Below are 25,434 nucleotides of genomic sequence, written 5' to 3' on the forward strand. Positions count from 1 at the left end.
ATACAGAGCTTTGTCACCCTTCAAACGTATAAGTCTCAATCGACTCCGGCTTCATTTCAATCGAAAAGCCCGGCATCTTTGGCGGCATGTAAGCGGCATCGCGGATATCGCAGCGCTCGATGAAGTGCTCGTGTAGATGGTCCACATATTCGATGACGCGGCCTTCTTTGGTACCGGATACGACGAGATAGTCGATCATCGACAGATGCTGCACATATTCGCAAAGCCCGACGCCACCCGCATGTGGCCAGACGGGTAGATTGTATTTTGCAGCAATCAGCAGCACGGCCAGAACTTCATTCAACCCGCCCATACGGCAGCTATCGATCTGCACAACATCGATTGCGCCCTCTGCGATGAACTGTTTGAACATAATGCGGTTTTGGCACATTTCGCCGGTCGCCACTTTAACCGGCCCGATAGCCTGGCGGATTTTTCTGTGACCGGCAACGTCATCCGGGCTTGTCGGCTCCTCGATGAAGAACGGTTTGCAGAAAGCCAGCTGCTTGACCCAGTCGATAGCCTGATCCACTTCCCAGACCTGATTGGCGTCGATCATGAGATAACGGTCAGGCCCGATGACTTCGCGGGCAATGGTGAGGCGGCGAATATCGTCTTCGAGGTCGCGACCCACCTTCATCTTCACATGGTTGAATCCGGCATCGATGGCTTCCTGGCAGAGACGGCGCAGCTTTTCGTCGTCATAGCCAAGCCAGCCAGCGGAGGTCGTATAGCAGGCATAACCCTCACTCTTTAGGATATCGATGCGCTCGTTTTTGCCAGCCTCTGCTTTTTTCAGGATTGCCAAGGCCTCATCGCGCGTCAACACGTCGGTCAGATAGCGGTAATCGACGATATCGGCGATTTCTTCGGCACTCATATCCGCAACCAGCTGCCAGACCGGCTTGCCCACCTGCTTCGCCAGCAAATCCCATACCGCGTTGACGACGGCACCGGTGGCGAGATGCATGGCGCCCTTATCCGGTCCGATCCAGCGAAGCTGGCTATCGCTCGTAAGATGCCGCCAATATTGGCCGGGATTTTCGAGAACCTTAGCGAGATCGGTTCCCACAACCAGATGCCGCATTGCCTCGATTGCCATGCAGCAGATATCGTTGCCGCGCCCGATGGTGAAGGTGAGGCCGTGTCCTTTCAGGCTTGGCTCATCGGTATCGAGAATGACATAGGCAGCCGAGTAATCGGGGTCGGGGTTCATGGCATCGGAGCCGTCGAGGCTCTGGGAGGTCGGGAAGCGCAGGTCGAAAACGCGCAGGTCAGTGATCTTGGTCATGGCCGTTTACTCGCGGTCAGAGGTCATTGAATTCATGTATCGTGAATGTCGTGCTCAGGCGACTTCCACCATTCCCTTGATGACGCCCGCTTTGGGGTTCGTCAGATCGGCAAATCGAGACGGTACGTCCGAGAGCGTCATGCGATGGGTGATGAGCGCTTCCGGCACCTTGCCTGCCCGCAGCGCCTCAAGCACCCGCTCGAAATCCTCCGGCGTGGCGTTGCGGCTGCCGAGAAGGGTTGTCTCGCGCTTGTGAAATTCCGGATCGTTGAAGCCGATATCGCTCGCAACGATGGAGACGAGAACATAGGAGCCGCCATGTCCTACGAAGGAAAAGCCGCGCTCCATGGCTTTCGGATTTCCAGTTGCATCGAATACGACATCGAAGAAATCACCACCAGTGATCTCGCTCAGTTGGTCCTTGTCGCCTTCGCCGAGGAGAACGATGTTTGAGACGCCAAGCTGATCCCGGCAGAAGGATAGCCGGTCTTCACGGCTGTCGATCATCGTGACCCTGCCGCCATTCAAAACAGCAAAGACAGCAACCGCCATGCCGATGGGACCCGCGCCGACGATCAGGACATGCTGATCCTTTTCGACGGCACCGCGACGCACCGCATGAGCGCCGATTGCCAGAAACTCGGTCATTGCCGCCTGATCGAGGCTGAGGCCTTCCGCCTTCAGAACGAATTGTCGCGGAACGCTCAAATATTCCACCATGCCGCCATCGCGGTGAACGCCAAGCACACCGATATTGCGGCAGCAATTGCTCTTGCCCTTCAGGCAGGCGCTGCAATGGCCGCAGGAGATATAGGGAATGATGGTGACGATATCCCCGGCTGAAAGAGTGCTTCCATCCGGCGCTTCCTCCACCGTGCCTGCAAGTTCATGACCCATGACCCGTGGATAGGAGAGGTAGGGCTGATTGCCGGTGAAGATGTGCAAATCCGTGCCGCAGACGCCAATGCGACGAATGCGCACCAGAACCTCGTCCGTCTTGCGAGCGGGCTTTGGCAACTCCTTCGCGATGAGTTGACCGGGTTTGTCGCAAAAAATCGCCAGCATGGATCACCTGTCTGAAAGAGAATAAAAACGAGTGGCATTCCCACCGAAGATAGCGGCGTGATGCTCCTCCGGTACGATATCCCGGCAGAAATCGAGCCAGCCCTGATAGTCTCCCGCGAGCCGCAGCACTGGCCAGTCGCTGCCAAAAATCACGCGCTCCGCGCCGAAGAGTTCGAGGATGGTTTCCGCATAGGGGCGCACGGCTTCCGGCTTCTGCTCACCACGTTCGGTCAAAAGGCCGGAAAGCTTGCAGTGAAGATTGGGAAGGGTGGCGAGGGCGGCCATGTCCTTGCGCCACGCGCCGTAACGGCCTGTCGCTATCAAGGGCTTCGCGCCATGGTCGATGACGATGGGCAGGCCGGAATACTCCGTGGCAAAGCGCAGCAGATAGGGAAGATGCAGCGGCAGCACGAGAGCATCAAAAACAAGGCCATGCTCGATAAGCGCGTTCACGGCAGGCTCAAGAGTCCCATCATGAATCCAGCTAACATCTGCAATATCCTGCAACATAGGCCGCACGCCCTTGAAGGCAGGATGCGCCGCACGTCGCACTATTTCCGAGGCGGCATTGTCAGCCTTCATATCCACCCAGCCGACGACGCCCTTGATGAAGGCGTTGTCATCGGCCAGCGCAAGCATGAAGTCCGTATCGGCAGCGCTTTCCATCGTCTGCACCAGCACCGTGCCGGAGATGCCCGCTTGCTGCATCAGAGGCCTGAGATCAGCGGGCAGAAAGTCATGGTAAATCGCCCCGAGCGACGGCGGCGGCCATTGGCCCCGTCGGTCTTTCAGCAGCCAGAAATGCTGATGCGCATCGATCAGCATCGGCTCAGCCCTCATTGCCCGGTACTGGCGCGCCGTCTGAAATCAGTCCGCGCCTTTGTAATTCGCTCCAGAACTCAGCCGGAATCTGCTGCTCGAACCAGTCGATATTGGAGGACAGCTGCTCTCCATTGCGCGCGCCGGAGACGACCGTAACCGAAGCCGGATGCGCAAGCGGAAACTGCAACGCCGCCGCTTGCAGGGAAACGCCGAGCTCTTCACAGACATCGTGCAGCGCATCGATCCGCGCCAGCATTTCGGCAGGGGCATCGGCATAATTGAACTTTCGATTACCCGCCAGGATGCCTGAATTGAACGCGCCAGCCACGACGATGCCGACACCCTTTTCGGCGCAGGCATTCATGAAATCGAGGCTCTGCTGCTCCAGCAGCGTGTAACGGCCTGCAAGCATGGCGACATCGATATCGAATTCATCCATCGCGTCGCGCACGACTTCCCACTCGTTGACGCCAAGGCCCACGGCTTTGGTGGAACCCTCGGACCGCAGCCTGTCCAGCGCCTTGAAGCCGCCGCCCGATGTAAGCTGCTCCCAGTAATGCTGGTGCTTTTCGCCATGGGTGAAGGGGCCGATATCGTGGATATAGAGAATGTCGGGGTTGAGGATACCAAGCCGCTGCTGGCTCGCCTCGAAAGAGCGCATGATGCCATCATGCGAATAATCGTAGTGTGGGCGGAAGGGTAGGGGCGCGACGTAGGCGTCTTCCTCAGGTCCAACCGTCTCATCCGGCACCATGACGCGCCCGACTTTGGTGCTGATCGTATATTCGCCGCGATCATGCTCCGTCACCATCGTACCAAGCCGACGCTCCGAGCGCGTATAGCCGTAGAAAGGCGCGGTGTCGAAATAGCGCATGCCGTTGGCCCATGCCGTATCGAAGGCACCTCTGGATTCCTCATAAGGCGTAAGACGATAGAGATTGCCCATCTGGGCACAGCCGAGACCCATCACAGTCACTTCGACATCGCGGCGTGGCAGTTTGCGTTTCTCGGAGACTTTCATGGCAATCGCTTTCAGAATTTGCAGATGGGTTGGTTGCGGTTCTCTCTGTCATCCTCGGGCTTGTCCCGAGGATGACGGAGGCAATGGGTACAACTCAGTACAGAACGTTCTTCGCTTCGGGCTTGTCGATATTGTCCTTGGTCACGACCACGACGCCGGTATCGACGAACTTCTCGACCTTTTCCTTCTTGATGAGCTTGGTGACGGTTTCGACGCCCTTCTCACCCATCTGGTAGGAGCCCTGAACGACGATGCCGGCAAGCGTGCCGTCCTTGACGAAGTTCTGGAGATCCTGGTTGCCATCGAAGCCGATGGCGACGACCTTGCCAGCCTTGCCGGATTGAGCAAGCGCACGGCCAACACCGATAGCCGTCGGCTCATTGGCGCCGAAGATGCCCTTTAGGTCGGAATTGGCGGCCAGAACGTCGGTGGTCTGGTTCAGCGCGGTCGCCATCTGCGACTGCGAATAGAACGGGCCAACGATCTGAAGCTTCGAATTCGCCTTGATGTAATCGGTAAAGCCGCCGACGCGACCGATTTCCGAACCGGCACCGGCCACGTAAGACATGACCGCGATCTTGCCTTCCTTACCGACCTTGTCGATCAGCGCCTGAGCGGCAAGCTCACCGGCCTTCTTGTTGTCGGTAGCCAGGAAGGACTGGTAATATTGCTCGGCACCCTTGGCGAGCTGCGAGTCCACGATCACCACCGGGATACGGGCTTCCCAGGCCTTTTTCACGGCAGGCACAAGCGCATCCGGGTCGGACGGCGCAAGAACAATACCGGCGACCTTACGGTTGACCGCGTTCTCCACCATGTTGACCTGATCGGCGATGGCCGATTCAGAGGCCGGGCCCTGGAAGGTCATGGTATTGCCGGACGAATTCTTCATCGCCGCATCCGCGCCCTTCTGGACGTTCTGCCAGAAGGTCGAGTTGACGGTTTTCACGATGACGGCGATTTCGCCAGCCTGAACCGTGGAAACGCTCCACAGTGCAATGGCGGAGGTCAAAAGGGCAGTCGCAAGTTTCTTCATGTCTTCCTCCAATGTACCGCCACTGCGAGAGCTCCTCTTCTCAGTGCCGGTTATCCCGCGGATAGGGTCCGCACCCTCACTTTAAAACTGAAAGCACTCAGCGCCTGTTACGCAGTTGGTCGATCCACACCGTGCCCAGAATGACGAGGCCGATGATGATCTGCTGAGTGAAGGCGGAGACGCCGTTCATGTTGAGGCCATTGCGTAAGATTCCGATCACGAAGGCACCGATGAATGTGCCGGAGATCGTACCCACACCGCCGATCAGCGACGTTCCGCCGATGACGGCACTGGCAATGGCATCGAGTTCATACATCATGCCCTCATTCGGCTGGGCGGTAACAAGGCGAGACATCAGCACGCAGCCAGTCAGGCCAGCTAGAGTGCCAGACAGAATGTAGGTGAAATTCGTGACGCCTGCGACGTTGACGCCGGAAAGGCGCGCAGCTTCCGCATTGGAACCCACCGCATAGATATGGCGGCCCAGAACCGAGCGGTTCAGCATGAAGGACACGGCAACCGCGATGACGATCATCAGAATGACAGGGTAGGGGATGCCCGGAAAAGCAACATTCGGAAAGCCGTCATCGCCAATCGTGACGACCTTGAACAGCGCACCGTTACCCAGCTCACCAAAGGATTCTCCAAGCCCGGATACTGCGCGCGCACCGGTGATCTGAAGTGCAACGCCGCGTGCAATCAGCATCATTCCAAGCGTGGCGATGAAGGGCGGCAGCTTGAAACGGGTGACCAGTAGGCCGTTGATGAGACCACAGAGCGAGCCGGTGAAAATGCCGAGCAGCATGCCGACAGGCACCGGCATTCCAAGTTCTTTCACGGCAAGCGCCGCCACTACACCGGACAGCGCCAGCACGGAACCCACGGAAAGATCGATACCGCCGGTGATGATGACGCAGGTAGCACCGATGCCGAGAAGAGCAATCGAGGTCACCTGAAGCGCAATCGTCATGGCATTGTTGACCGTGAAGAAGGCGCTGCTGGTAGCGGAAAACACCATCGTCAGCACCACAAGGCTGCCGAGCGCGGCAAACTTCTGGATGATGTCCTTCTGCCGGTCGTTGAACTTAAAGCTTTTCGACGTTTCTGCGATATTCGCCATGTCTCACCTCATTGCGCCTTGCGGCTATAGCCGGAGGCATAGCGCATGATTTCTTCCTGATTGGTCTTGGCCGTCTCGACCACGCCGGTAATCGTTCCCTCGTGGAAGACGGCGATACGATCCGTCAGCCCCAGCACTTCGGGCAGTTCCGAACTGATGAGAATGACGCCGATGCCGCGTGCGGCCAGTTCGTCCATGATCTTGTAGATCGCGAATTTCGCACCGACATCGATGCCGCGCGTCGGCTCATCGAAGAACAGCACGCGCGACTGCCGGAACAGCCATTTGCCGATAATGATTTTCTGCTGGTTTCCACCGGAAAGCAGCCGAACCGTCTGCTTGATCGACGGCGTGCGGATATTGAGAAGATCGACATAGCGCTTGGCCACATCGTCGTGCTTCTTAAAATCGATCAGGCCGAAACGGTTGGAAACCTCGTCCATATTGGCAAGCGATGTATTCGCAGCCACCGACATCTTGATCGCAAGGCCGTCGCTCTTTCTATCTTCGGAAAGATAGGCGATGCCCTGTTCGATGGCATCCTGCGGCGACTTGATCGAAAGCTCGCGGCCTTCGAACGTGATGGTGCCTGCATCGAAGGCATCCGCGCCGAAAATAGCGCGGGCGACTTCCGTTCGCCCGGCGCCCATAAGGCCTGCAAAGCCCAGGATCTCGCCACGGCGCAGCTCGAAGCTCACGTCATTGAACACGCCGGTCCGCGTCAGTCCCTTTACCGAGAAGATCACCTCATCACTCGGCACGGACGTCCGCTCCGGAAACTTTTCTTCCAGCGACCGACCGACCATCCGGGTTACGATATCGTCCACCGTAATTGCGCTGAAATCGTCCGTCGAAATATAGCGCCCGTCGCGCAGCACGGTCACGCGATCGACAATTTCCGCCATCTCATCCAGGCGGTGCGAGATATAGACGACGCCGACGCCGGATGCCTTCAGATCGCGAATGACCTTGAACAGCAGTCGCGTCTCCTGCTCGGTCAGCGAAGATGTCGGCTCATCCATGATGAGAACTTCGGCATCGAGAGACAGCGCCTTGGCGATTTCCACCATCTGGCACTGCGCGACCGAAAGCCCGCGCACCATGCGGTCGGGATCGAGATCGATGCCGAGACGGTCGAGACAGCGCTTCGCATCGGCGCGCAGCTTCTTGCGGTCGACCAGAAAACCTTTTCTCGGCTCGCGCGCCAGATAGATATTCTCGGCAACGCTCAAATGCGGGACGAGGTTGAGTTCCTGATGGATGATCGCGATGCCAGCCGCTTCCGATTCCAGCGGCGAGGCATATTGAACCTGCTGACCTTTGTGGAGGATCGTACCGCTGGTGGGCTGGTAGACGCCGCTGACGATCTTCATCAGCGTGGACTTACCGGCACCGTTTTCACCGCAGACGGCGTGAACTTCACCGGCGCGCAGATCGAAATGCACATCGCTCAGCGCTTTGACGCCGGGAAATTCCTTGCTGATATTGTCCAGCCTAAGAAGCACCCGCGATTGCTCGCGCGGCTCCCGGCGGACGCCATCATGGCTCGAACTGGTCGATGCGCCTTGCACCATCCGCTCCTCCCAAAACGCGCTCCGTCTCCTCCCAGAGCGCTGCGAATGGCGAAATGGTTAGGCCGCATTTCTATCTTGGTCAAGCCAATTCAAGATTTTTGATGTAGGATCTTCCATAACGGGCTAAAAAAGCTTTGGTAAAAATTGAAATTAATATAGTTTTTTCAATGATCTATAATATTGCTTTGCCAAGGTGTCTGCTTGACGATACGGTAAGGCCAAATCCGCAACTCGAACAGGCTGTCGTGCATAATCCATGAATGGTCAGGCCAAAATCATCGAACCCCGCAGACTTTATCAGCAGGTCGCCGATCAAATCCGCGAGCTTATAGAAGGCGGTGAGTTTCAGCCCGGGACACGACTGCCCGCCGAGCGCGAACTGGCGCAGAAACTTGGTGTTTCACGACCGTCGTTGCGTGAAGCGCTCATCGCGCTTGAAATCGATGGCAGCGTCGAAATCCGCATGGGTTCCGGCGTCTATGTTCTTCCGGAACAGGCATGGCAACCAACGCGCACCAAATCGCTCGGCGAAAGCCCATCGGAGCTGATGCAGGCGCGCTCGACGCTAGAAGGCGCGACTATACTGCTTGCGGCAAGCCGCATCGATGCCGCGGCCCTTTCCGCGCTCCGCTCCAATCTGGACGAGATGCGCGGCGATATCGAAGCCGGTCGCAAGCCGCTGGATCAGGACCGGAAGTTTCACACCATCATCGCCGAACAATCCGGCAACAGCGTGCTGGCCCGGCTTGTGGCCAATCTCTTCGATGAGCGCCACAGCCCCATCTCGGCGCAATTGCGCGTGAAGTTCGAGGACAAGGACACATGGGTCTTCGCCCTTCAGGAGCATGAAGCCATCCTGGCCGCACTCGAAACCAAAGACCCGCTGTTGGCGCAGGCTGCCATGCACATTCATCTGGAAAGCTCTAGGCGACGCTGGATAGACAAATAATTGAAAATATTTCGGCAGGCATGTCGGGAGGAGGACATTTGTGACTAAGAATACCGAAGCAACCATTCTGCTGAATGCCAATGACAACGTCGCCGTTGCGCGCCGCTCGATACAAGCCGGTAGCGAGACAGGGCGGGGAGACCTCAAAGCGCTCGACTTGATTGGCCGTGGCCACAAGGTTGCGCTGAAGCCGATCAAGTCAGGCGAAGAAGTGCTGAAATATGGCCAGGTCATCGGCATTGCCACGCAGGACATAGAGCCCGGCCGCCATGTGCACCTGCACAACCTCGCGATGGTGCCGTCGGAACATGCGCATCAGTTCAGCACCGACATCGAAGAAAGAGGTATGCTGCCGGAAGCAGAACGCCGAACTTTTATGGGCTTTGATCGCGGAGCAGGGGGCGTGGGTACGCGCAACTATATCGGTGTCATCGCTTCGGTAAACTGTTCCGCCACCGTCTCCCGCTACATTGCCGATTACTTCAACAAGGAAGGCGGGCTGGACGGTTTCGAAAATGTGGATGGCGTCGTGGCGCTGACCCATGGCGGCGGTTGCGCTTTGAACACCAAGTCGGAAGGCTATCGACTGCTGATCCGCACCATTCAGGGCTATGCACGGCATCCCAATTTCGGCGGCATTCTGCTGATCGGCCTTGGCTGCGAAACGAACCAGATCGCGCCCATCCTCGAACATTACAGACTAGAAGAGGGTGATCGCCTTCGCACCATGACGATCCAGCAGCATGGGGGCACGCGCAAGACCATCGAAGCGGCCATCGCCAACATCAAGGAGATGCTGCCCGCCGTCAACGCAGCGGAGCGGACCGAGCAGCCCCTATCGAAGCTGAAAATCGCGCTGGAATGCGGCGGCTCTGATGGTTATTCGGGCATCTCCGCCAACCCCGCGCTCGGCTATGCCTCGGACCTCATCGTCCGTAACGGCGGAACGTCCGTTCTTTCGGAAACGCCTGAAATCTATGGTGCGGAGCATCTTCTGACGAAGCGCGCCGTTACCCCAGCCGTCGCTGAAAAGCTGTTGCAACGCATCGACTGGTGGCGCGATTATACCGCGCGAAACGGTGACGAGCTGAACAATAACCCCTCGCATGGCAACAAGCTTGGGGGCCTCACCACCATTTTGGAGAAGTCTCTGGGCGCAGTCGCCAAGGGCGGCTCGATGCCGTTAAAGGCTGTCTATGAATTCGCGGATACCGTCACCGAATCCGGCTTCGTATTCATGGATACTCCTGGCTACGATCCCGTTGCCGTGACGGGGCAGGTTGCAGGAGGCTGCAATGTCATCTGTTTCACCACTGGTCGCGGCTCCGTCTCAGGCTTCAAGCCTGCACCTTGCATCAAGATCGCCACCAACTCTGAAATGTACGAACACATGAAGGAGGATATGGATATCAACTGCGGGGAGATCGTTACCGGTGCCGAGACAATCGAAGAATCCGGCAAACGGATTTTTGAACATATCATCGCGGTTGCGTCTGGCGACAAGACCGTCAGCGAAATATATGATTACGGTGACAATGAGTTCGTGCCGTGGCAGGTCGGCGCGGTGACGTAATCTCTGTCTCACGTGAAACATTCTGATCCATGGTCGGAAATGCCTCCCGTTTCAAATGCATGGAAATTGCGATAGGTGTGCGTTCAGACAGGCTGCACAGGTCGAATTTCCATGATCAGTTTCCGGGAGCGGATTGCTCTCTACGCATTGCTCACCTCCCTGACGTCGCTCAGCATCGATGCTCTCTTGCCGGGATTACGGCAGATCGGCGAGGAGGTGACGCAATCGCCGTTGCTGTCTACCCGGCACATTATTTCCATCTTCATTTTCGGAATGGCCTTCGGTGAACTGATCATTGGGCCGATTTCCGATGCTATGGGCAGAAAGAAAGCACTCCTGCTGGGCCTCGGCATTTATATTTTCGGGACGATCATCGCGATGCTGGCAAACTCGCTGGAAATGATCGTCTTTGGTCGCTTTCTGCAGGGTGTCGGCGTTTCCGGCCCAAAGATCGCGACCCGCGCGATGATTAGGGATCAATTTGAGGGCAACGCGATGGCGCGTGTCATGTCCCTTATGTTCACGCTTTTCATTCTCGTTCCCATGATCGCACCCGCACTGGCGCAAGGGCTGATCGCTGTCGCCGGATGGCGCAGCGTATTCGTTGCCTATCTGTTGATTGCCACCAGCCTCGGTCTATGGATGATCCTGCGTCAGCCTGAAACGCTTGATATCACTGCGCGCATTCCATTTCGCCCCCGTCACCTTATTCGCAACAGCTGGCGGATCCTCTTGAAAGCAAACGTTACGCTCCTCATCATCGCCACAGGCATCGTATTTGGCGCACAACTCGTCTACCTCAGCATTGCTGCTGATCTCTTCTTCGACGCCTATGGAATAGACGAAGCCTTCCCGCTGCTATTCGCAATGCTGGCAACCGGAGTTGGCCTTGCATCCTTCACGAGCGCCCGATTGGTCCAGCGTTTCGGCATGAATACCATGGCGCGCGCCGGGTTCATCACCCTTGCCTCGACAGGCTGCCTGATGCTCTTGGCATATTTGACGTTGAACAATCATCTGCCCCTGCCAGCGCTAATGATATTTCTCTTCACCGCATTCTTCGCCATCGGCATCCTGTTCGGAAACCTCAATGCCCTGGCCATGCGCTCGCTAGGCGAAGTCGCAGGCCTTGGCGCTTCGTTCATCGCATCGGGGTCAAGCTTCGTCGCCACGCTCTTTGCCGTCAGCATAGGGAGCCTCTATGACGGCACCGCATTTGCTCTCGCCATCGGCTTCTGCTTAGCTGGTATCGCCGCACTCTTTCTTTCCGAATTGGCGATGCGTGCAGATTCGTCGCCGGTTCAGGCAGTTCGTTAAACTACCGAAATAAAATGGCCCGGAAGAACACTCTTCCGGGCCACCTCATGCGTGTGGTGATAGCACGACTTCAGTGTCTGAAATGGCGCATTCCGGTAAATACCATAGTCACATCATGCTCATTGGCGGCATCGATCACTTCCTGATCGCGCATGGAGCCGCCCGGCTGGATCACAGCGGTCGCACCGGCGGCAATGGCAGCAAGAAGACCATCTGCGAAGGGATAGAAGGCTTCCGAGGCAACGGCAGAACCCTTCGTCAACGGCTCAGCAAGACCCATGGCCTTTGCTGCATCTTCCGCCTTTTGGGCTGCAATGCGGGCAGAATCGACACGGCTCATTTGACCGGCACCAATGCCCGCCGTCTGACCGTCCTTGGCATAGATCACCGCATTGGATTTCACATGCTTGGCGATCTTGAAGGCAAACTTCATGTCTTCAAGCTCCTGCGGGCTCGGAGCGCGCTTGGTGACGACCTTAAGATCGAGGTCTTCAACCATGCCATTGTCACGACTCTGGACCAGAAGGCCGCCTGAGACGGTCTTTGCGGTAATGCCCGCTGCACGGGGATCGGGAAGACCGCCGGCGGAGAGCAGGCGCAAGTTCGGCTTGCGCGCAACGATCGCCTTGGCTTCATCGGTCACGTCAGGCGCGATGATGACTTCGATAAACAGCTGGATGATTTCCTCGGCTGTCTCCGCGTCAAGCGTCTGGTTGAGCGCGATGACGCCGCCAAATGCCGAAACCGGATCGCAGGCCAGAGCGCGCTTGTAAGCCTCCAGCAAAGTCGTTCCAGTCGCAACGCCGCAAGGGTTAGCGTGCTTGATGATGGCAACGGCAGGTGCGTTTTCCGGCAGGAACTCGGCAACGAGTTCGTAAGCCGCATCCGTATCGTTGATGTTGTTGTAGGAAAGCTGCTTGCCTTGAACAAGGGTCGCTGTCGACACACCCGGGCGCTTGTCGCCGGTCAGGTAGAAACCTGCGCTCTGATGCGGGTTTTCTCCATAGCGCATCTTCTCCTTCAGAACGCCACCAATGGCACGGTAATGCGGTGCTTCGATGGAAAGAGCTTCGGCAAACCAGTTGGAAATCACGGCGTCATAAGCGGCAGTGCGGGCATAGGCTTTGGCAGCAAACTTCTGGCGCAGCGCGTAGGTCGTCTGCCCGTCGTCGGACTGTAAAGCTTCCAGCAGTTCCGGGTAATCGGTCGGATCTGTGACAACGGTCACATAGGCATGATTTTTGGCAGATGCGCGGATCATCGCAGGACCGCCGATGTCGATATTCTCGACGGTGGTCGGGTAATCTCCGCCCTTTGCGCGAACCTCTTCGAACGGATAGAGATTGATGATCGAGAGGTCGATGCCTTCGATACCATGGGCGCGCATCGCCTCGACGTGATCCGCATCGTCCCGGATTGCCAGCAAGCCGCCATGAACATTTGGATGCAGCGTCTTCACACGGCCATCCATGATCTCCGGAAATTTGGTTACATCGGAAACATCGGTCACCGGCAGGCCAGCATCCGAAATCGCCTTTGAGGTACCGCCAGTCGACAACAGTTTCACGCCAAGTTTCACAAGGGCACCAGCGAGCTCGACAATATCCTTTTTGTCGGAAACGGATAGAAGCGCAGTACGGATTTTTACTTTATCGGGGGCAGGGATTTTCTTGGAAACGACAGCCATGGGGACTACTCCGTGAAACGTGGAGGAAGGGCCGGAAACTGAAGCAGCCCGGCAGTTGCCGCCGCGTTAGCACAGCTTTGCGGAATAATAAACAGAAGCGCCGATCATTCCCCTACCAAGATCGCTTCCTTACTGAGTAGCAATGTTGCGTCAAAGGCGCATTTCAGAAGCGGGTTGTGCCCTTCGAAACGTGCAAATTCATCAAAGTCTTCGTTCCAGCAGCCAGCGGATCTCTGATGTCTCAGGCAGGCTGAACGCGATTTCCATCTGTCGAGACGGCCTGATACCGGAAGCATCGGCCATGAACACGTCTTCCTCGATGGAAACCTTACGACCGGGAACGGTGAATGCCCAAGTGGTAGCATCAGGCGCGCGCAGGATAACTGTTTCTTCGTTCTCCTGAAAAAGTTCGATCAGCGGGTGGATATGAAACCGCGATATTGCATCAACCTGCCGCAGCGTGGTATTTTTCCCACCTGCAGTCAGCCAGTCTCGCCCCCGGATTTTCGAACCGCTGGCATTCAATTCCAATTCCCTGTGATGCAGATAACCGAACCTGTCCAGATAACCAGCGTGACATGCGGAAATTACATCTGCACCTTTCTGATCCGTATGCCGCTCGACCTGAGTTATACGCGCAGCGGAGATGCAAATCGGCCCCATAAGCCGAGACTTGGAAATGCGGGAGGACGATCTGTCACCGACCGTCACAGTAGAATGCGCAGCGGTCGATCGGCTTGCGGCCTTGAAATCGGCAGTCGCATATTGAGGAAATCCGGAATTGACGATGAAACGATATCGTCCCGACGAGAGTTCAAAGGAAAGGCAACCGCAATGCGCTGTCCGCGACAGCTCTATCGACTGAGGCGCACCGGTATCGATGATGATGACGGTGTCGTTCACCGAAAGCCGATGATAGGCAATATCCGGCAGTCCCCTGGATGGCCTTCCGGCCGTCTCATCATAACGCAGGACAGAGGCCAATTCATTGGCAAGTGTAGCGGTGGCCCCGTTGAACAAGGCCAAATCCCCGTCCTGATGACGAAAGAAACGGATTGCAGGAAACATCCGATCAATAGCTGGTACGAGACCAGGCGGAACATCATGCCCTAAATTGATATAGCTCTGCCGGAGAGGCAACAGGTCCAGCAGGAGTTCCAGAATGACTCTTGGATTACGCGAAACATGGCCACCATCAGGGAAAATTTGGCGCTCCACCTCCCGATCCAGCTGAGCGCCACAACGGCTGATCTTCGAGGCACGGTTCGGCATAGAAATGGAGGCCATGGCCAGTGCAATCCTGACTTTCAGGCGCACCTCTCCATCAGGCGCATATTTAGCGACAAGCCTCAAATAGCGGACATGCAGATTTATGCATCTAAGGAAGCGTCGATAAAATCCTGAATCCGCTTTTTGCAGAACCACGGGTGAATGCGAAAGCCATGAGATAAGCCTCTGCGCAGCGGTGTCGGGAAGCCAGGCCAGCCCCTTCGGGGTTCGCCCATAAAGGCCTATCCAATCGTTTACCAGCATCCGGGCGACGTTATAGGCATCGTCAGACCTGCTCGCCCGGACATGGCGTAACCAGCCGAAAACATGAAGCCTTTCCTCAAAGGCACTCGAAGGCATCTCCATCTTGAACGGGGAGAGACCGCCCGTCTCAAGCACTCTGCCAGCAAGCGCTATTCTTCCAAGGACAAGCTCCTGCGCAACATAGGGATCAACGGCGCGCAAATCCGTGGGCGCTGCGACCAACCCCGACGGCACACGGTTCGACAGGCCGGACAGACGCAGGCGCAGAGGGATCGCCATAATCATGGCGCGGCTCCACATCGTCCGGATGAAAAAACCCGCGACACTGAAACGATTGTTCAGAGAACTCGCCAAACCGTGTTTCCTGCCCATTGGGCGTTTTTTGTTTTCTAGCGGATGCGCATGCACAAACCCAAGTCGAATAGGTCATTCAACATTTCACGAAAAACTTCATATTCTGTAAACGAATTGTGCTTCCGTTACGGCGCTAAATGGTGGGAAAACCGAAACTAGATGGCTTCACGCTTCTGTAATATAGCAGCATAGAAACCGTCTACACCGCCAAACATATCAGGCGTAGTTCGTAAATCTCCACTCTGATTGATGGCGCTCTCCATGCCTGGAAGTATTTCAGGCCTTACAGCCACCCGCTCAAGTGACGCGTCTGTTTCAAGCACACGAGCGACCATGTCCTCACCCTCCGACGGATCGAGAGAACAGTTGGAAAACACCAAAAGGCCACCAGCCTTCACCAGGGTCGCGGCATGCCGCAGCATTTGTTCCTGAAGAGAAGCAAGCTTTTTAATATCGCCTTCATCCTTTGTCCAAACGACGTCGGGATGCTTGCGCAAGGTGCCGGTTGAAGAGCAGGGCGCATCCAACAGCACCGCATCGAATAATTCATCAGGTTGGAACTTCATCATATTGCATTCGATCGTCTGCGCATAAAACCGAAGCCTGCCGAGGTTTTCCCGCAAGCGCTTCAGGCGATTGCCCGATTGATCGAGCGCGGTCACATCCGCCCCTGCCAACACCAACTGCGCGGTCTTTCCACCGGGTGCGGCACAAAGGTCCGCAACCCGTTTGCCCTTAATGTCACCCATAAGTTTGACGGGCATGCTTGCGGAAAAATCCTGTACCCACCACTCCCCATCATCGAATCCTTCAAGCGAAGATACGGCACCATCGAAGGCCCCCAGCCGTACGCTGCCATTCGGCATCACAACACCATTCAGCTTGCTCGCCCAGCCGTCTGCGTCCGACTTTACGGTGATATCGATGGAAGACGGGATAAGCTGCGCTTCAGCCATCTGCATAGCCGCCGCTTCGCCATAGGTGTCCTTCAGGCGCTGGAAGAACCACTCGGGGATGACCGGTACGTTCGAAATGCTATCGATCACACCGTCTTTTTCGCGTCCGAGGCGTCTCAAGACGGCATTGACCAGTTTGACAAACCGCCGATTTCGCGGGTCGCGATGAGCCTGTTCCACGGCTAGGTCAACGGCGGAATGATCAGGCACATCGAGGTGAAGCATCTGCGCTACGGCGACCACAAGAACGTGATGCAAAGAACGCGCGCCCTGGGGGAGGGGATCATCCAGCAGGATTGAAAGAGCCGCCTCAATCCGCGGCAGATGTCTAAGCGCACTGTTGACGATAGCCCGAACAAGGGCACGGTCAGCATGACTGAGGGCACGATAAGCAGGATTACCGTGTTCGGAATCCATCATACCGTCCAGCGAGGTTTTCTTATCGAGGACGGCTGCAAGGATTTTCGCCGCAGCCAGTCGCGCCGCCAAGCCGGGTTTGAACTCACGCTGATCTGCGTCACGTGATCCGCCTTCTCCACCCTGTCGCTTTTTGTTTCGGTGTGTCGGCTTGGCGGATGTCTGTGATGTCAAGACCAGGGTCCCTTGCGCTCATTATCGGAATTGCGAGTTGTGCCTATGTTTGGAACCGATCGCGATTTGTGGGCCGGCTTAGCACTTGTTTCGCGGTAGGTCGATGGCTGTGCAAATTCGTGAGCCATGGCATGCAAGGCAGCAATACGGTTTTCCGTGTTTGGATGTGTCGAAAACAGATTATCCATTCTTTCACCAGAAAGAGGATTGATAATGAACATATGCGCAGTCGCAGGGTTACGCTCGGCGTCGTCGTTATGAATCTGTTGCGCGGCACCGGATATCTTCTGCAAAGCGGACGCGAGCCAGACCGGATTTCCACAAATCTCGGCACCACGTCTGTCAGCCGAGTATTCGCGGGTTCTGCTGATAGCCATTTGGACAAGCATCGCCGCGAGTGGCGCGACGATCATTGCAACCAGGACGCCGATGAAGCCGAGAGGATTATTGTTTTCACGGTTGCCGCCGAAGAAGAAAGCAAAATTACCAAGCATGGAGATCGCACCGGCAAGCGTCGCAGTAATCGTCATCGTTAACGTGTCACGTTTCTGAATATGTGCGAGTTCGTGCGCCATGACGCCGGCTACTTCCTGTGGCGTCAATCGCTCCATCAAACCGGTCGAAGCAGCAACCGCTGCATTTTCAGGATTTCGCCCCGTTGCAAATGCATTCGGCTGGGGGCTCTCGTAGACATAGACTTTTGGCATCGGCAAACCGGCATTGTGTGACAAATCCCGAATCATTGAAAAGAACTCAGGCGCATTGCGTTCATCGACTTCCTGAGCATGATAGGCCTGTAGTACCATCTTGTCTGAATTCCAGTAGGAAAACAGATTCATGCCTGCCGCGATCATGAGAGCGATGAACATGCCGCTCTGGCCGCCGATCAGGAAGCCGACACCCATGAACAATGCTGTCATGAACGCCAGCAGCATGGCAGTACGCATCAGGTTCATTCAAAAATCTCCATTTGAAACGCCAGATCCTTCGTCCAGACTTACCAAGTCCCGATAGTTCCTATAATCTGGTCGCAATCAATGGAATTTCAATATCCCGTCACAAGGGCTTGATAACATGCAGAACGCGGACAACGACAACGCCGGTGCTGGCGTCAGAACGATTTCCCCCGCAGCTCAGAGAGCGCTTCAAGAGGCCGAACAGCGCCGCAAAGCGAGCGGGGAGTTGCAACTTCCGCCCGAAACCGGAGGTCGCGATGGGCCTGAACCGGTTAGATATGGAGACTACGAAATCAAAGGCCGTGCGATCGATTTTTGATCGGCACATCCTATCCTTTGCAATGACTTATCCGATCCAGATTGCTTTCCGGCGGCAAGCTGATGATGAAGCTGGGCTTCGTAAACCCTGCAGCCGCAGCAACTAAAACGCGCTTCCTGAGAAATAAGGTTATAATTACAATTAGTTAGCTCACGCGATGACAGTGACTTCCTGAGGAATCCGTTGTCGCGAACGCCTATTTTTGCTCAAGCAAGCGACAAATCGCTTCCAATTGCTCCAGTGTCCGGTAGCTGATTTTCATGGAACCACCGGCACCCTTGTGATTGATTTTTACATCCAGCCCCAAGGCGTCAGATAGGGTGCGCTCCAAAGCGACTGTGTCGGAATCCTTTTGATTATCGGGTTTTCGCGTATGAGCGGGATCGAGTTGAGCGCGAATGTCACTTTGTGCGAGGCGTTCAGCGTCTCTTACTGACATACCCTTGGACACGATCATGCGGGCAAGATGAACCGGATCAGAAGTAGGTACCAAAGCGCGAGCGTGACCGGCCGACAGTGTGCCCTCGGACAACATGTTCCTGACAGGATCGGGTAGTTTCAGGAGGCGCAGGCTGTTTGCGACATGACTTCGGCTTTTACCTATGATCTCTCCAAGATCATTCTGTGTGTAACCATGCTCAGCGATGAGCTGATCATACCCCAGCGCTTCTTCGAGTGGGTTGAGGTCGGACCTTTGGACGTTTTCGACGATAGCCAACTCTAAGGCCGTTCGGTCGTCAACATCGCGCACTATCACCGGGATTTCAGTAAACCCCGCCAGCTGCGCAGCACGCCAGCGGCGTTCTCCTGCGATAATCTCAAAACGGTTTTGCTCTACTGTCCGGACCACTACCGGCTGAACAATCCCATGTTGCCGAATGGAGGCAGCGAGATCTTGCAATTCACTCTCATCGAAGTGTCGGCGGGGATTGCGGGCACTGCGTGAAATAAACTCAATCGGTACCATCCGATCAGGGCTGATCGCGCGCACAGGCTCTCCGACCGGCACAGGTTGATCCATTTCGCCGATCAATGCAGCTAGACCACGGCCCAATCTACGTTTTGAAAGATCGTCACTCATACCGAATTTACTCCAAAATCTTTAGACCGCAGTGCTCAGGCAGCCTTACGCAAACGCTCGCGTTGAATGACCTCAGAAGCCAACTGCAAATATGCCTGACTACCAGCACATTTCAGGTCATATAGAATGGCAGGCTTACCATAGGATGGTGCTTCAGACACACGAACATTCCGCGGGATCAGCGTGTGATACACCTTCTCTCCCAGATGAGTACGAACATCGCTCACAACCTGTTGCGCGAGATTGTTGCGGGAATCAAACATCGTGAGGACAATTCCTTGGATGTCCAAACCTGGATTAACCGTTCCACGGATTTGATTGACCGTATCGAGGAGCTGGCTCAATCCTTCCAAGGCAAAGAATTCGCACTGCAAAGGCACAAGAACAGAGTGGGCTGCGGCCATTGCGTTCATGGTCAGCAAATTGAATGAGGGAGGGCAGTCCAGCAATATGTAGGAATAATTCAGCGCGTCAGGCGTTTGTAGCGCTTTTTTCAAGAGGAAAACACGATTCGCAGCATTTGCGACCTCCATCTCGAAGCCTAGCAGATCCATGGTAGACGCCACGATATCGAGATTAGGAACCGCTGTCGGGACAGCAACTTCGTCGACTGAGTTTTCACCTATCAGAAGATCATAGGAAGATAATCGACGGGCTCTTCGATCAATTCCAAGCCCTGTACTAGCGTTTCCTTGCGGGTCCAAATCCACAACGAGAACGCGTTCACCGATCGCAGCGAGAGCAGTTGCGAGGTTGATAGCCGTCGTGGTTTTGCCGACGCCGCCTTTTTGGTTCGCGATAGTGATAATTCTGTTTTTTTCAAACATCATGCCGCACCTAGCTGGTCAAACGTTCTTTGACGCAAGATTGCTGATTTCGAGCACGACTGAACTTGGCTCCACAGCACTTTGATGTTCTATCAAATCGAAGTTCCAACGACCACGGGCTTTTTCTATCTCTGACTGGTAATCCCGGCCTTTATTAAGGTAGGCGCGAAGTTGCGCGTTCTGTATCGACCAAGGATGGATAAAGTCAAACAGTAGGTCAAGATCTGCCAAAGCTCGCGCAGAGATAGCTCCAACATTGCTTATCTGCCGATGAGCCGCTTCGATTCTTATCGGGTGAATCGTACCTCTTGCGTCTGTTTCTTTCAGCGCAGTACGCAGGAAAGCAGCCTTTTTATTATTGCTTTCAACGAGATCGACCCATCCGTCATTATGCTCTGCGAGAAAAATAGCAGTTATGACGCCTGGAAACCCACCGCCGCTTCCCAGATCTATCCATTTTTTTGGTAATGGAGAAAGCTGGAAAATCTGCGCGCTATCAGCGATATGACGCGTCCAAATTTCATTGAGAGTGGAAGGCGCGACTAGATTTGTAGTAGCGTTCCACTTTTTAAACAGCTCGATAAAATGCTCAAGCCGTTGCTGTGTTTCACGTGAAACACTTTGGCCGTTTATCTTCATGGTGAGACTCGTTATGGCTGTGCATGCAACTTTTCCTCCGATCTATAGGGTGCCTTACGGATCAAAGCAAGGATCAGCGATGCCGCCGCAGGCGTCATACCATCAATGCGAAGTGCCTGAGCAATATTGGTCGGACGAGCGGTTTGTAGCTTTTGTTTGAGCTCATTGGACAGTCCGGACAAATCCATAAAATTAAAATCGTCGGGAATTGCTCGGCTTTCATCCTTCTGAATGTCTATAATATCGGCGCTCTGCCGACGCATATAGACAGCGTATCCTGCCTCTATTTCCAATACTTCAGAGACTGGTGCCGCTATGTCCTTGAGATGCGGCCATTGATCGAAAAGGGCCGACATCGATATCTCAGGATATGCCAGGAGTTCATAGGCGGTTCGCCTTTGCCCATCCTGATTTAGCTTTAGACCACGTTTAGATGCTTCAGTTGGAGTCACTGAACAACTCTTCAGCACTTCACGGCAACGATCCAGCTCTTCCTTGAACTTAGCAAATTTTTCCGCACGCGCTGATTGGACTATTCCATTTTCGAATCCTATCGGCGTAAGCCGAAGATCTGCATTGTCCACACGAAGAGACAAACGGTATTCAGCGCGTGACGTAAACATCCGGTAAGGTTCGCTGACCCCCTTAGACGTGAGGTCGTCAATCATGACTCCGATATATGATTCAGTCCGACTGAAGTGAAGTGGCTGCTTGTCGCCCGCATTACGGGCAGCATTGATGCCTGCCACGAGGCCTTGAGCGGCTGCTTCTTCGTAACCCGTCGTTCCATTTATTTGACCAGCCAAAAATAGTCCCGAGAGTTTTTTACATTCCAGTGACGGTTTCAGCTCGCGTGGATCAATATAATCATATTCGATGGCATATCCTGGCTGGAGAATTTTTACCTGCTCCAGACCCGGGATGGTCTTTATAAATTGTTCTTGAACCGCAGCTGGCAGAGAAGTGGAAATACCATTTGGGTAGATGGTGTCGTCGTCCAACCCCTCTGGCTCCAGAAAAATCTGGTGTCCGTCACGCTCTCCGAAGCGTACTATCTTGTCTTCAATTGAGGGACAATAACGAGGACCCACGCCCTCGATCTGGCCGGAATACATCGCAGAGAGATGTATGTTCTCCTGAATGACCTTATGGCCCTCAGGCGTGGTCCGCGTAACTCCACAATCAATTTGGGGATTTCGGATTGCGTCTGTCATGAAGGAAAATGGTACAGGATCATCGTCAGGGCCTTGACGATCGACACTATCCCAGTCGATGGTTTTCCCGTCAAGACGCGCGGGGGTTCCGGTTTTTAACCTGCCCATTCGCAAACCAATGCGCTGAAGCGTATTTGACAAACCGACACTTGGCTGTTCGCCCATTCGTCCTGCAGGAAGCTTTTCGGAGCCAATATGAATCAAGCCGCGTAGAAATGTGCCGCTTGTTAAGACAACGGCTCCGCACGCGATTTCCCGACCATCCGACATAATGACGCCGGTCACTTGATCGTCTGTCACCTTAAGATCGTGGGCATCGCCTTCGATAACCATGAGATTATCAATAGACGCGATTTCTCCTTGCATCGCTTCGCGGTAAAGTCGGCGATCAGCTTGTGTGCGGGGACCGCGGACGGCGGGGCCTTTTTTCCTGTTCAGCATTCTGAACTGGATGCCGCCTGAATCAGCCACACGCCCCATTAGGCCGTCAAGCGCATCGATCTCGCGCACCAGATGGCCTTTTCCTAATCCGCCAATCGCAGGATTGCACGACATAACACCTATCGTTCTAGCGTTATGCGTGACCAGAGCGGTCCTGGCGCCATATCTGGCAGAGACGGCAGCTGCTTCACTCCCCGCGTGACCACCACCTATTACGACGACATCAAACTTCATCATGACATATCCCGTTGCTCAGGAGCAATTCAGTGTTTCACGTGAATCATTTACCGATGCAAAACTCGGAGAAAATAACACCTAACAACTCCTCGACGTCGACACGACCGGTAATGCGCCCAAGGGACGTAGCTGCTAGACGTAGGTACTCGGATCTGACTGCCAGATCGCGTCCTTCAAAGTTAAGCGCTTCAGTAACATAGTTCAGCGTCTCTTCAAGGCGTTTCTTATGTCGCTCTCTCGCAGGGATGAGCGTCGATGACGCACCAACTTTCTTCTCGATTGCTTTTTTTATTTGAGATTGCAATTCTGCAATTCCATCACCGGTTTTTGATGAAATCGCGATATGATCTGCTTCGCTGTGCTTTTTAGAAAGATCTGACTTTGTAAATACCTGGACCACCCCATCTGTCGTGGGGAGTTGTTCCGGAGGCGAATCAATGTCGCTGAGATTTAGTACAAGATCGGCGGCACGCGCGATATTGCGAGCTCTTCTCACGCCTTCCTGTTCTATTACATCACTGGTCTCTCTAAGACCGGCTGTATCGAGCAGTGTAACGAGATAGCCATCAATATTAAGATCGACGCTAAGCACGTCTCTCGTCGTGCCGGCAACATCCGTGACAATAGCTATATCTCGACCCGCCAGGACATTCATAAGGCTGGATTTACCGACGTTGGGTGGGCCAATCAATGCGACCTTGAAGCCATCGCGAATGATTTCAGAGGCATTACTATGGCCTATGTGCGCTACCAGTTCGTTTTTCAACGCGTGAACATTCTTCCAGACCTGCGAAGCAACTGAATCGGGTACGTCATCCTCGTCAGAGAAATCGAGTTCCGCCTCTATAAAAGCACGGCATTTTGTTAGCTGCGTTGCCCAATCGTCGTAAAGCTGAGAAAGTCGACCGCTCGTTTGCTCGACCGCTAGGCGTCGTTGCATCTCAGTTTCTGCTTTAAGCAGATCAGCAAGACCTTCGATTTCAAGGAGATCCATCTTTCCATTGTTAAAAGCCCTTTGGGAAAACTCCCCAGCTTCAGCAGGTCGGAAAGCCGGTATCCTTTCGAGGATGCCAAATATGGCATTAACGACGGCACGACCGCCGTGGACATGGATTTCCAGGCAATCCTCGCCTGTAAACGAGTTCGGTGCAGGAAAGCTGATTAAGAGCGATTGGTCAATCGGTTCGCCATCCGTGCTACGGATTGTCCTTAACGTCGCAACGCGAGGCGTGAGGCTTGCTAGGCCCGACAAAGTCCGCAGCGCATCGAAAGCCCCAGCGCCGCTTATACGGATTACTGCCACTCCTGCTGGGAGAGAACCGCTGGAAAGAGCGTATATGGTATCCGATGACGCAGACAAGTAATTCTCCTAAACCATGTAGCGTAATCACGCAGCCGCGTCGCTAAACGACAAAGGCAAGACACAAGCATTTTCCAGATTGCATCCAATTCCTCGCTTTAAACGACAAACCGCGCCTGTGAACAGACGCGGCCATCAACCTTCAACGATGAATCCGGCTAAACGTTAGGTGTTCATCGAATCGAAGAAGTCACCATTGTTTTTGGTCTGCTTCAACTTATCGATAAGGAACTCGATTGCATCCGTGGTCCCCATCGGGGCGAGAATACGCCGCAGAACGAAGATTTTCTGCAAATCTTGCCGCGGTACGAGCAAATCTTCCTTACGGGTGCCGGACTTGAGGATATCCATGGCTGGGAAGATACGCTTGTCCGCAACCTTGCGGTCCAGAACAATTTCGGAGTTACCGGTACCCTTGAACTCTTCAAAGATAACTTCATCCATACGGCTGCCCGTATCGATCAACGCAGTCGCGATAATCGTCAGCGAGCCGCCTTCTTCGATGTTACGCGCAGCACCGAAGAAACGCTTAGGGCGCTGCAGAGCATTAGCGTCAACACCACCGGTCAGAACCTTACCAGAAGATGGAACCACGGTGTTGTAGGCGCGGCCAAGACGGGTGATCGAGTCAAGCAGAATGACGACATCGCGACCATGTTCAACAAGGCGCTTGGCTTTTTCAATAACCATTTCCGCGACCTGCACATGGCGAACGGCTGGTTCATCGAAGGTTGAAGACACGACTTCGCCCTTCACGGAACGCTGCATATCGGTCACTTCTTCCGGACGCTCGTCGATCAGAAGAACGATCAGGTAACATTCTGGATGATTTGCAGTGATCGAATGCGCAATGTTCTGCAACAGAACGGTCTTACCGGTCCGGGGTGGAGCAACGATCAGACCGCGTTGACCCTTGCCGAGCGGCGCGACCAGATCGATCACACGAGAGGACAAGTCCTTGGATGTTGGAACATCCAGTTCCATCTTGAAGCGCTCGTTCGGATAGAGCGGCGTCAGGTTATCGAAATGAACCTTATGACGGATCTTTTCCGGATCGTCGAAATTGATCGTGTTGACCTTTAAGAGCGCAAAGTAGCGTTCGCCTTCTTTCGGTCCACGGATCGGGCCTTCGACCGTGTCTCCGGTTTTCAACGAAAAACGCCGAATTTGAGAAGGCGAGATATAGATATCGTCCGGGCCTGGGAGATAATTCGCATTGGCGGAGCGCAGGAAGCCAAAGCCATCCTGAAGAACTTCGACCACGCCTTCGCCGATTATCTCGATGTCCTGGCTGGCCAGCATCTTGAGAATAGCGAACATGAGCTCCTGCTTACGCATGGTGCTCGCGTTTTCAACTTCCAGGGATTCGGCAAAAGTTAGCAAATCGGTTGGTGATTTGCTCTTGAGTTCCTGAAGCTTCATTTCAGCCATGAAGAGAAAGACCGTTTTAAAAATGTTTGGGGAGGGGCGT

21 protein-coding genes are annotated in these 25,434 nt (G+C 54.7%); 4 read left to right on the forward strand and 17 right to left on the reverse strand.

Annotated elements, in window-relative coordinates; all coding sequences use genetic code 11:
- Positions 1-13: 13 nt before the first annotated feature.
- The 7 genes from G6L28_RS12640 to G6L28_RS12670 all read right to left on the reverse strand — a co-directional run bounded on the left by G6L28_RS12640 (position 14) and on the right by G6L28_RS12670 (position 7,929).
- A complete protein-coding gene (locus G6L28_RS12640; RefSeq protein ID WP_174064167.1) occupies positions 14-1,291 on the reverse strand; it encodes an L-fuconate dehydratase in 1,278 nt (425 codons plus the stop codon).
- A gap of 54 nt (positions 1,292-1,345) precedes the next feature.
- Positions 1,346-2,356 (reverse strand): zinc-binding alcohol dehydrogenase family protein, encoded by a 1,011-nt coding sequence (locus G6L28_RS12645; RefSeq protein WP_174064170.1) that lies wholly within the window; start codon positions 2,354-2,356, stop codon positions 1,346-1,348.
- Between the two features lie 3 nt (positions 2,357-2,359).
- Positions 2,360-3,181, reverse strand: coding sequence for an amidohydrolase family protein (locus G6L28_RS12650; protein ID WP_174064171.1), 822 nt, complete (start codon positions 3,179-3,181; stop codon positions 2,360-2,362).
- A gap of 4 nt (positions 3,182-3,185) precedes the next feature.
- Entirely contained in the window at positions 3,186-4,199 is a 1,014-nt protein-coding gene (locus G6L28_RS12655) for an aldo/keto reductase (protein WP_174064172.1), read from the reverse strand.
- A 94-nt stretch (positions 4,200-4,293) separates the two neighbouring features.
- Positions 4,294-5,235, reverse strand: a complete 942-nt coding sequence (locus G6L28_RS12660) for an ABC transporter substrate-binding protein (RefSeq protein WP_027673505.1) — start codon at positions 5,233-5,235, stop codon at positions 4,294-4,296.
- Between the two features lie 97 nt (positions 5,236-5,332).
- Positions 5,333-6,355, reverse strand: coding sequence for an ABC transporter permease (locus G6L28_RS12665; protein ID WP_174064173.1), 1,023 nt, complete (start codon positions 6,353-6,355; stop codon positions 5,333-5,335).
- Between the two features lie 8 nt (positions 6,356-6,363).
- Positions 6,364-7,929: a sugar ABC transporter ATP-binding protein gene (locus tag G6L28_RS12670; protein ID WP_234902552.1), complete on the reverse strand. Its 1,566-nt coding sequence runs from the start codon at positions 7,927-7,929 to the stop codon at positions 6,364-6,366.
- A 256-nt stretch (positions 7,930-8,185) separates the two neighbouring features.
- On the opposite strand from G6L28_RS12670, the gene G6L28_RS12675 reads away from it, so the two are divergent.
- From G6L28_RS12675 to G6L28_RS12685, 3 genes are all read left to right on the forward strand, one after another.
- Positions 8,186-8,878 carry a FadR/GntR family transcriptional regulator gene (locus G6L28_RS12675; protein ID WP_174064174.1) on the forward strand — a complete coding sequence of 231 codons (693 nt, stop codon included), beginning with the start codon at positions 8,186-8,188 and terminating at the stop codon, positions 8,876-8,878.
- 40 nt (positions 8,879-8,918) lie between these two features.
- Positions 8,919-10,451, forward strand: coding sequence for a UxaA family hydrolase (locus tag G6L28_RS12680; protein WP_174064176.1), 1,533 nt, complete (start codon positions 8,919-8,921; stop codon positions 10,449-10,451).
- A gap of 111 nt (positions 10,452-10,562) precedes the next feature.
- Positions 10,563-11,768, forward strand: a complete 1,206-nt coding sequence (locus tag G6L28_RS12685) for an MFS transporter (protein ID WP_174064177.1) — start codon at positions 10,563-10,565, stop codon at positions 11,766-11,768.
- A gap of 70 nt (positions 11,769-11,838) precedes the next feature.
- Here G6L28_RS12685 and purH read toward each other — a convergent pair whose 3' ends face one another.
- The 4 genes from purH to htpX form a co-directional block, all read right to left on the reverse strand.
- Positions 11,839-13,455 (reverse strand): bifunctional phosphoribosylaminoimidazolecarboxamide formyltransferase/IMP cyclohydrolase, encoded by a 1,617-nt coding sequence (gene purH / locus G6L28_RS12690; protein WP_174064179.1) that lies wholly within the window; start codon positions 13,453-13,455, stop codon positions 11,839-11,841.
- Positions 13,456-13,656: 201 nt separating this feature from the next.
- Positions 13,657-15,360 (reverse strand): heparinase II/III family protein, encoded by a 1,704-nt coding sequence (locus G6L28_RS12695; protein WP_425292673.1) that lies wholly within the window; start codon positions 15,358-15,360, stop codon positions 13,657-13,659.
- Between the two features lie 137 nt (positions 15,361-15,497).
- Positions 15,498-16,895: an RsmB/NOP family class I SAM-dependent RNA methyltransferase gene (locus G6L28_RS12700; protein ID WP_174064250.1), complete on the reverse strand. Its 1,398-nt coding sequence runs from the start codon at positions 16,893-16,895 to the stop codon at positions 15,498-15,500.
- Positions 16,886-17,845 carry a zinc metalloprotease HtpX gene (gene htpX, locus G6L28_RS12705; RefSeq protein ID WP_174064181.1) on the reverse strand — a complete coding sequence of 320 codons (960 nt, stop codon included), beginning with the start codon at positions 17,843-17,845 and terminating at the stop codon, positions 16,886-16,888. Before htpX ends, G6L28_RS12700 begins: the two co-directional genes overlap by 10 nt.
- A gap of 118 nt (positions 17,846-17,963) precedes the next feature.
- On the opposite strand from htpX, the gene G6L28_RS12710 reads away from it, so the two are divergent.
- Positions 17,964-18,164, forward strand: coding sequence for a DUF1674 domain-containing protein (locus G6L28_RS12710; RefSeq protein WP_174064182.1), 201 nt, complete (start codon positions 17,964-17,966; stop codon positions 18,162-18,164).
- Between the two features lie 196 nt (positions 18,165-18,360).
- Here the strand turns inward: G6L28_RS12710 and G6L28_RS12715 are convergent, their stop codons facing one another.
- The 6 genes from G6L28_RS12715 to rho all read right to left on the reverse strand — a co-directional run bounded on the left by G6L28_RS12715 (position 18,361) and on the right by rho (position 25,394).
- A complete protein-coding gene (locus G6L28_RS12715; RefSeq protein ID WP_174064183.1) occupies positions 18,361-19,245 on the reverse strand; it encodes a ParB/RepB/Spo0J family partition protein in 885 nt (294 codons plus the stop codon).
- 35 nt (positions 19,246-19,280) lie between these two features.
- Positions 19,281-20,075, reverse strand: a complete 795-nt coding sequence (locus G6L28_RS12720; RefSeq protein WP_174064184.1) for a ParA family protein — start codon at positions 20,073-20,075, stop codon at positions 19,281-19,283.
- Between the two features lie 15 nt (positions 20,076-20,090).
- On the reverse strand, positions 20,091-20,711 hold the full coding sequence (gene rsmG / locus G6L28_RS12725; protein ID WP_174064185.1) for a 16S rRNA (guanine(527)-N(7))-methyltransferase RsmG: 621 nt from the start codon (positions 20,709-20,711) through the stop codon (positions 20,091-20,093).
- An 11-nt stretch (positions 20,712-20,722) separates the two neighbouring features.
- Positions 20,723-22,603, reverse strand: coding sequence for a tRNA uridine-5-carboxymethylaminomethyl(34) synthesis enzyme MnmG (mnmG, locus tag G6L28_RS12730; RefSeq protein WP_174064186.1), 1,881 nt, complete (start codon positions 22,601-22,603; stop codon positions 20,723-20,725).
- A 43-nt stretch (positions 22,604-22,646) separates the two neighbouring features.
- On the reverse strand, positions 22,647-23,963 hold the full coding sequence (gene mnmE / locus G6L28_RS12735) for a tRNA uridine-5-carboxymethylaminomethyl(34) synthesis GTPase MnmE (RefSeq protein WP_174064187.1): 1,317 nt from the start codon (positions 23,961-23,963) through the stop codon (positions 22,647-22,649).
- A gap of 165 nt (positions 23,964-24,128) precedes the next feature.
- Positions 24,129-25,394, reverse strand: a complete 1,266-nt coding sequence (gene rho, locus G6L28_RS12740) for a transcription termination factor Rho (RefSeq protein WP_027673490.1) — start codon at positions 25,392-25,394, stop codon at positions 24,129-24,131.
- Positions 25,395-25,434: the final 40 nt, after the last annotated feature.

The sequence above is a fragment of the Agrobacterium larrymoorei genome (genome assembly GCF_013322225.1).
GTDB lineage: Bacteria > Pseudomonadota > Alphaproteobacteria > Rhizobiales > Rhizobiaceae > Agrobacterium > Agrobacterium larrymoorei_A.